This window comes from Streptomyces jeddahensis, assembly GCF_001642995.1.
Classification (GTDB): domain Bacteria; phylum Actinomycetota; class Actinomycetes; order Streptomycetales; family Streptomycetaceae; genus Streptomyces; species Streptomyces jeddahensis.
In genome coordinates this window covers 61986-70546 of record NZ_LOHS01000048.1, presented here as the reverse complement: position 1 = coordinate 70546, position 8561 = coordinate 61986, and the positions used below count along the sequence as shown (strand labels likewise).

Genomic DNA, 8561 nt, shown 5'->3' with positions numbered 1-8561 from the left:
CGCCTCACCCCCGACGCCACCCGCTGGGCCCTCCTCCACCCCGCCGCCCACGATCGGCCCCGCCTCACCGCCGACCATCTCGTCCAGCGCGAGAGCAACCCCCTCTTCCGGGTCCAGTACGCGCACTCCCGCGCCCGGGCCCTCGTGCGCGGCGGCGGTCAGCTCGGCTTGCAGCCCGAGCCCGGTCACCTGGGAGAGTCGCCGGAAGTACAGGACCTCCTCACCGCCTTGGCCGACTACCCCGTGGTCCTCGCCACCGCCGCCCGCAACCGCGCTCCCGACCGTCTCGCCCGGCACCTCGTCACCACCGCCGACGCCTTCTTCGATTTCCATGACGCCCACCGCGTACTGCCCGTCGGCGACGAGAAACCCTCGGCCGCCCACCGCGCCCGGCTCGCCCTCGCCGAAGCCGCCGGGACGGTGCTGGCCGGCGGCCTGTCCCTGCTCGGTATCGATGCACCCGAATACGTCTGAGTACGTGACCGTGAACCACGACCACGTGACCTACGAGAGAGCGCAAGAACAGACATGAGCCGTTCCGCACACCCCGCCGGCCCCCGCCACGCCGACGTCCTGCCCGAGGGGCACTACGCCGCGCCGCCCGCCGACCTCAACGCCCTTGACCCCAAGGTCTGGGCCCAGACCGTCACCCGGACCGCCGAGGGCACCGTCAGCGTCGGCGGTATCGACGTGAAGCGGCTGGCCGAGGAGTTCGGTACGCCCGCGTACTTCATCGACGAAGCCGACTTCCGCGCCCGCGCCCGGGCCTGGCGCACCGCCTTCGGGGCCGACGCCGACGTCTACTACGCCGGCAAGGCGTTCCTGTCGCGGGCCGTCGTGCGCTGGCTGAACGAGGAGGGGCTCAACCTCGACGTCTGCTCCGGCGGCGAGCTGACCACCGCCCTCTCCGCCGGGATGCCCGCCGAGCGCATCGCCTTCCACGGCAACAACAAGTCGGCCGAGGAGATCGAGAAGGCCGTCTCCGTCGGTGTCGGGCACATCGTCCTCGACTCGTTCCAGGAGATCGTGCGCGTCGCGCACATCGCAGAGCGGCTCGGCAAGCGGCAGCGCGTGCTGATCCGCGTGACCGTCGGCGTCGAGGCGCACACGCACGAGTTCATCGCCACCGCGCACGAGGACCAGAAGTTCGGCATCGCGCTCGCCGACGGGCAGGCCGCCGAGGCCGTGCGGCGCGCCCTCAAGCTCGACGGGCTCGAGCTCGTCGGCATCCACTCGCACATCGGGTCGCAGATCTTCGACATGGCCGGGTTCGAGGTCGCCGCCCGTCGCGTCGTGTCCCTCCTCGCCGAGATCCGCGACGAGCACGGCGTCGAGCTGCCCGAGATCGACCTCGGCGGCGGCCTCGGCATCGCCTACACCTCCGACGACGACCCGCGCGAGCCGCACGAGATCGCCAAGGCGCTGAGTGAGATCGTCACCCGGGAGTGTGAGGTTGCGGGGCTTCGCACGCCCCGTATCTCGGTCGAGCCGGGGCGCGCCATCGTCGGGCCCACCGCCTTCACGCTCTACGAGGTCGGCACCATCAAGCCGCTCGACGGGCTGCGTACGTACGTCTCGGTGGACGGCGGTATGTCGGACAACATCCGCACCGCCCTGTACGACGCCGAGTACAGCGTCGCCCTCGTCTCCAGGACATCCGACGCCGAGCCGATGCTCGTCCGCGTCGTCGGCAAGCACTGCGAGAGCGGCGACATCGTCGTACGCGACGCGTTCCTGCCCGCCGACCTGGCGCCGGGGGACCTGATCGCCGTGCCGGCCACGGGTGCGTACTGCCGTTCCATGGCGAGCAACTACAACCACGCGCTCCGCCCGCCCGTCGTCGCCGTGCGCGACGGCGAGGCCCGGGTGATCGTCCGGAGGGAGACGGAGGAGGATCTTCTCCGTCTCGACGTCGGATGACCGCGGGGCCGGAGGGACGCGGGAGACCCGTCTGCTCCGGCCTCCCGCCGGGAGACCCGTCTGCTCCGGCCTCCCGCCGGGAGACCCGTCTGCTCCGGCCTCCCGCCGGGAGACCCGTCTTCTCCGGACTTCCGGCGGGAGACCCGTCTTGTCCGGCCTTCCTCCGGGCGACCCGTCTTCGTCGGCCTTCCGCCGGGATTTGCCGATGACTCGCCGGAGAAAGATCTCCTGATTTCCGGTGCCGGAAAAATGAAAAAAACGTCTCACGATCCGGACCGCGGGCAGAAAATCCGGTCCGTTGGGTGAGACTGGTCCAACCGTAGATGTATGAGAAACGAGGTCGGATGATGCGTACGCGTCCGCTGAAGGTGGCGCTGCTGGGCTGTGGGGTCGTCGGCTCAGAGGTGGCACGCATCATGACGACGCACGCGGAGGACCTCGCCGCGCGGGTCGGGGCTCCGGTGGAGCTGGCGGGCGTGGCGGTCCGCCGGCCCTCGAAGGTCCGCGAGGGCATCGACCCGGCCCTCATCACCACGGACGCCACCGCCCTCGTCAAGCGGGGCGACATCGACGTCGTCGTGGAGGTCATCGGCGGTATCGAGCCCGCTCGCGGCCTCATCACCACCGCCTTCGAGCACGGCGCGTCCGTCGTCTCCGCCAACAAGGCGCTGCTCTCCCAGGACGGTGCCGCTCTGCACGCGGCCGCCGAGCAGCACGGCGTCGACCTCTACTACGAGGCGGCCGTCGCCGGCGCGATCCCGCTGATCCGGCCGCTGCGCGAGTCCCTCGCGGGCGACAAGGTCAACCGGGTGCTCGGCATCGTCAACGGCACCACCAACTTCATCCTCGACAAGATGGACACGACCGGCGCCGGGTACCAGGAGGCGCTCGACGAGGCCACGGCACTCGGGTACGCGGAGGCCGACCCGACCGCCGACGTCGAGGGCTTCGACGCGGCCGCCAAGGCCGCCATCCTCGCCGGTATCGCCTTCCACTCGCGCGTACGCCTCGACGACGTGTACCGCGAGGGCATGACCGAGGTCACCGCCGCCGACTTCGCATCCGCGAAACAGATGGGCTGCACCATCAAACTGCTCGCCATCTGCGAGCGGGCCGCCGACGGCGAGTCCGTCACCGCCCGCGTCCACCCGGCGATGATCCCGCTCAGCCACCCCCTCGCGTCCGTCCGCGGCGCCTACAACGCCGTCTTCGTCGAGGCCGACGCCGCAGGTCAGCTGATGTTCTACGGGCCCGGTGCAGGCGGTTCCCCGACCGCGTCGGCCGTCCTCGGCGACCTCGTCGCCGTCTGCCGCAACAAGCTCGCCGAGTCGACCGGGCCCGGCGAGTCCGCGTACGCGCAGCTGCCGGTCTCGCCCATGGGCGACGTCGTCACGCGCTACCACATCAGCCTCGACGTGGCCGACAAGCCGGGCGTTCTCGCCCAGGTCGCGACGGTCTTCGCCGAGCACGGCGTATCCATCGACACGGTGCGCCAGCAGGGCAAGGACGGCGAGGCATCGCTCGTCGTCGTCACCCACCGTGCGTCCGACGCCTCCCTCAGCGGGACCGTCGAGGCGCTGCGCAACCTCGACACCGTGCGGGGTGTCGCCAGCATCATGCGGGTTGAAGGAGAGTAACCAGCAATGACCCACCAGTGGCGCGGAATCATCGAGGAGTACCGGGACAGGCTGCCGGTCTCCGACAGCACGCCGGTCGTGACGCTCCGCGAGGGCGGTACGCCGCTCGTGCCCGCGCAGGTGCTCTCCGAGCGCACGGGCTGCGAGGTCCACCTCAAGGTCGAGGGCGCGAACCCGACCGGGTCCTTCAAGGACCGCGGCATGACCATGGCGATCAGCAAGGCCAAGGAGGAGGGCGCGCAGGCCGTCATCTGCGCCTCCACCGGCAACACGTCCGCCTCCGCGGCCGCCTACGCGGTACGCGCGGGCATGGTCAGCGCCGTCCTCGTGCCGCAGGGCAAGATCGCGCTCGGCAAGATGGGCCAGGCGCTGGTGCACGGCGCGAAGATCCTGCAGGTCGACGGCAACTTCGACGACTGCCTGACCCTCGCCCGCGGATTGTCCGAGAACTACCCGGTGGCGCTGGTCAATTCGGTCAATCCGGTGCGCATCGAGGGTCAGAAGACCGCGGCCTTCGAGATCGTGGACATGCTCGGCGACGCGCCCGACATCCACGTCCTGCCGGTGGGCAACGCGGGCAACATCACCGCGTACTGGAAGGGCTACACCGAGTACGCCGGGGACAAGGTCGCCACGAAGACCCCCCGGATGTGGGGTTTCCAGGCCTCCGGGTCCGCGCCGATCGTGCGTGGCGAGGTCGTCAAGGATCCGTCGACGATTGCGACCGCGATTCGCATCGGCAACCCGGCGTCCTGGAAGTTCGCGCTGGCCGCGCGGGACGAATCGGGCGGTCTCATCGACGAGGTGACGGACCGTGAGATTCTGCGCGCCTACCGGCTGTTGGCCTCGCAGGAGGGCGTCTTCGTCGAGCCCGCGTCCGCCGCGTCCGTCGCCGGTCTGCTGAAGGCCGCCGAGCAGGGCAAGGTCGACCCGGGCCAGCGCATCGTCTGCACGGTCACCGGCAACGGCCTCAAGGACCCGGACTGGGCCGTCGCGGGCGCCCCGCAGCCGGTCACCGTGCCGGTCGATGCGGCCGCGGCCGCGGAGCGGCTGGGGCTCGCGTAGATGTCAGGGCACCGGGCGTCGTGGTTGCCCGGGGGTACGACTGGGAGCCCTGCGTCGCAGGGGTTCCGCCTGTGCCCACCCGTTCCGCCCCTGGGGGTACCTCCCAGGCCCTTAAGGCACTGGGGGAGGAACGACTGCCCACAGGCTCACCACCGGCCGGGCAATCCCTGACAGGGGGTGCACAGGGGGCTTACGACACGCATCGTGCGCCTCCTGTGCGCCCTATGTCGCCACTCAACCTTCCTTCGATAGGCTGTACCGAACCCACCTGCCGCGATTGCCGCGGAACCGCCGCCGTTCGCGGCCACCGGGTGTTCGGTTCGTCTTGCAGTGCATCGAAATCTCGCCAAACCCCGCAGTTCAAGGAGAGTCATCGAGCGATGGCCGGTCCCGCGTTCCGCGCCGCCGCCGTCCGGGTGCGCACCCCCGCCACCAGCGCCAATCTCGGTCCGGGCTTCGACGCCTTCGGGCTGTCGCTGGGGCTGTACGACGACGTCGTCGTGCGGGTGTCCGACTCCGGCCTGAACATCGACATCGCAGGTGAGGGCAGCGAGACGCTCCCGCGCGACGAGAGCCACCTGCTCGTGCGCTCGCTGCGCACCGCCTTCGACCTGCTCGGCGGACAGCCGCGCGGCCTCGAGGTCGTCTGCGCCAACCGCATCCCGCACGGCCGCGGCCTCGGCTCCTCGTCGGCCGCCATCTGCGCCGGCATCGTCGCCGCGCGCGCCGTGACGATAGGCGGCGACACCAAGCTCGACGACGCCGCGCTGCTCGAGCTCGCCACCGAGATCGAGGGCCACCCGGACAACGTCGCCGCGTGTCTGCTCGGCGGCTTCACCCTCTCCTGGATGGAGGGCGGCGCGGCCCGGGCGATCAGGATGGAGCCCGCAGATTCCATCGTTCCGGTGGTTTTCGTACCGGGAAAGCCGGTGCTCACCGAGACCGCACGCGGACTGCTGCCGCGCACCGTCCCGCATGTGGACGCCGCGGCCAACGCGGGCCGGGCGGCCCTGCTCGTCGAGGCCCTGACCAGGCGCCCCGAGCTGCTGCTGCCCGCCACCGAGGACCGGCTGCACCAGGAATACCGCGCCCCCGCCATGCCGGAGAGCGCCGCCCTGGTGGAGCGGCTGCGGGCCGACGGCGTCCCCGCAGTGATCTCCGGCGCCGGCCCTACGGTGCTTGCGCTGGCGGACGAGGCGACGGCCGACAAGGTCGCCCGACTGGCGGGGGAGGGCTGGGCGGCCAACCGGCTGGCCCTCGACGCCGCCGGAGCGAGTGTGCTGCCGCTTGCGTCCTGACACACGGTTGCCGGATTACGAGAGGGGGAATGTTTGTTGGATCCGGTAGTGTTAACCTCAAGTCTGCACCCGACCCCACCATGGCGAGGTGCCTTGTGTCCCCGTCCGGGACAGACACTCCTCCGCGAGCCTCCCAAGCAGTTTCATGCACAGGCACCGCGTGCCAGGCATTGAGCGGCCTGCAGAGCGGGGGAACTCCTGGGGGCACCTCCGGCGTCAGCCGGGGGAGTCAGCTGGGGGCGCTCAGGAACCGGCGTGACCGAGCCGCGTGACGCAGCAAGCCGTGGCACGGCTTCGGAATCGCCAATCACCAGATATCTCTCCGCCGCGTAGGCGGACAACCGCCCCGGTACGGTCCACCACACGGACCACCTGCCGGACAGCACAACCGGTCGCCGAGCCAGACAGGCCGACGTCCGCTCCAGGGAAGGACCCTTCGTGAGCGACACCACCGATCTGATGGGCGTGAGTGCCGACAGCACGGTCGAAACCGCTGCTGCGCCCGCCACGGACGCCTCTGCCGCGCCTGCCTCCGGTGCCGGCTCCCGGCGGCGCCGCGGTACCGGCCTTGAGGGCATGGTGCTGGCCGAGCTGCAGCAGGTCGCATCAGGCCTCGGTATCAGGGGCACCGCGCGTATGCGCAAGAGCCAGCTGATCGAGGTCATCAAGGAGGCGCAGGCCGGCGGTGGCTCCCAGGCCGCTTCGGGCGCCTCCGAGAAGAGCGCCGCTGCCACGGCCGAGACCAAGCCGAAGCGCCGCGCCACCTCGAAGGCGCGTACGGGCGAGGACGCCGCAGCCGGGGACAAGGCCGAGAAGGCGGAGGGCGACAAGGCCGCCGCCAAGGCCGTGGCCCAGCAGCAGATCGAGATCCCGGGCCAGCCCGCCAGCGACGACGCCCCCGCTGGGGAGCGCCGCCGGCGTCGTGCCACCGCCGAGGCCGGGGCACCCGAGGCCCAGGCCGCCGTCGCGGTTGCCGAGCCCAAGACCGAGGCCGGCGCCGCCAAGGGTGACGGCCAGGGCGACGGGTCCGCGGACGGCGGCGCGGAGGGCCGCCGTGACCGCCGTGACCGCGACCGTGGCCGCGGCCGGGACCGGGACCGCGACCGCCGGGGCAAGGGCGACGACCAGCAGGCGGGCGGTGGCCAGCAGCGCCAGCAGCAGGGCGGCGGCCGGCAGGACCGCGACCGGCAGCAGCAGCAGCAGGACGACGATGACTTCGAAGGCGGGCGCCGGGGCCGTCGCGGGCGCTACCGCGACCGCCGTGGCCGTCGCGGCCGCGACGACGTCCAGGAGCCGCAGATCGCCGAGGACGACGTCCTGATCCCCGTCGCGGGCATCCTGGACATCCTCGACAACTACGCGTTCATCCGGACGTCCGGCTACCTGCCGGGCCCGAACGACGTGTACGTCTCGCTGGCCCAGGTCCGCAAGAACGGCCTGCGCAAGGGCGACCACATCACCGGTGCGGTGCGCCAGCCGAAGGAGGGTGAGCGCCGCGAGAAGTTCAACGCGCTGGTCCGCCTCGACTCGGTCAACGGCATGGCGCCCGAACTGGGCCGCGGCCGCCCCGAGTTCAACAAGCTGACCCCGCTGTACCCGCAGGACCGGCTCCGTCTGGAGACCGACCCGGGCGTGCTGACCACTCGGATCGTCGACCTCGTCGCGCCGATCGGCAAGGGCCAGCGTGGTCTGATCGTCTCGCCGCCGAAGGCCGGCAAGACCATGATCATGCAGGCGATCGCCAACGCGATCACGCACAACAACCCCGAGTGCCACCTGATGGTCGTCCTCGTCGACGAGCGTCCGGAAGAGGTCACCGACATGCAGCGGTCGGTCAAGGGCGAGGTCATCTCCTCGACCTTCGACCGCCCGGCCGAGGACCACACCACGGTCGCCGAGCTCGCCATCGAGCGCGCCAAGCGCCTGGTGGAGCTGGGGCACGACGTCGTCGTCCTGCTCGACTCGATCACGCGTCTGGGCCGTGCGTACAACCTCGCGGCGCCCGCCTCCGGTCGCATCCTGTCCGGTGGTGTCGACTCGACCGCGCTGTACCCGCCGAAGCGCTTCTTCGGTGCCGCGCGGAACATCGAGGACGGCGGCTCGCTGACCATCCTGGCCACCGCGCTGGTCGACACCGGCTCGCGCATGGACGAGGTGATCTTCGAGGAGTTCAAGGGCACCGGCAACATGGAGCTCAAGCTCGACCGGAAGCTCGCCGACAAGCGGATCTTCCCGGCCGTCGACGTCGACGCGTCCGGTACGCGCAAGGAAGAGATCCTGATGAGCGGCGAGGAGCTCAACATCGTCTGGAAGCTGCGCCGGGTGCTGCACGCGCTCGACCAGCAGCAGGCGATCGAGCTGCTCCTCGACAAGATGAAGCAGACGAAGTCGAACGCCGAGTTCCTGCTGCAGATTCAGAAGACGACGCCGACGCCGGGCAACAACGACTGACCTCTGCGAGGCGCGGCTAAAGCACGGGCAAAAGGGCCGTCTCCGTTACCTATGTGACGGAGGCGGCCCTCTGTGATGTGTGGGGAGCCGGTGTACGATCACGCCACTCTGCACATTTCGCCGAAGCATCTTCACGTTCTGCCCGCCATCTGTCCGGGCGCTTCGGCCACCGAACTCTTGCCTTCGAGGG

6 protein-coding genes are annotated in these 8561 nt (G+C 70.7%); all 6 read left to right on the top strand.

Translation table 11 applies throughout. The features are described from left to right. Positions 1 to 474: DALR anticodon-binding domain-containing protein (locus tag STSP_RS06605; RefSeq protein ID WP_269801028.1), on the top strand; the 474-nt coding region annotated here is incomplete at its 5' end. Positions 475 to 528: 54 nt separating this feature from the next. Beyond that, positions 529 to 1920 carry a diaminopimelate decarboxylase gene (lysA, locus tag STSP_RS06600; RefSeq protein WP_067273383.1) on the top strand — a complete coding sequence of 464 codons (1392 nt, stop codon included), beginning with the start codon at positions 529 to 531 and terminating at the stop codon, positions 1918 to 1920. A 347-nt stretch (positions 1921 to 2267) separates the two neighbouring features. Further along, positions 2268 to 3557 carry a homoserine dehydrogenase gene (locus STSP_RS38260; protein ID WP_067273396.1) on the top strand — a complete coding sequence of 430 codons (1290 nt, stop codon included), beginning with the start codon at positions 2268 to 2270 and terminating at the stop codon, positions 3555 to 3557. Positions 3558 to 3563: 6 nt separating this feature from the next. Beyond that, positions 3564 to 4622 carry a threonine synthase gene (thrC, locus tag STSP_RS38255; RefSeq protein ID WP_067273381.1) on the top strand — a complete coding sequence of 353 codons (1059 nt, stop codon included), beginning with the start codon at positions 3564 to 3566 and terminating at the stop codon, positions 4620 to 4622. A gap of 380 nt (positions 4623 to 5002) precedes the next feature. Beyond that, entirely contained in the window at positions 5003 to 5920 is a 918-nt protein-coding gene (gene thrB / locus STSP_RS06585; protein WP_067273380.1) for a homoserine kinase, read from the top strand. 438 nt (positions 5921 to 6358) lie between these two features. Beyond that, positions 6359 to 8371: a transcription termination factor Rho gene (gene rho, locus STSP_RS06580; RefSeq protein WP_067273378.1), complete on the top strand. Its 2013-nt coding sequence runs from the start codon at positions 6359 to 6361 to the stop codon at positions 8369 to 8371. Positions 8372 to 8561 lie beyond the last annotated feature (190 nt).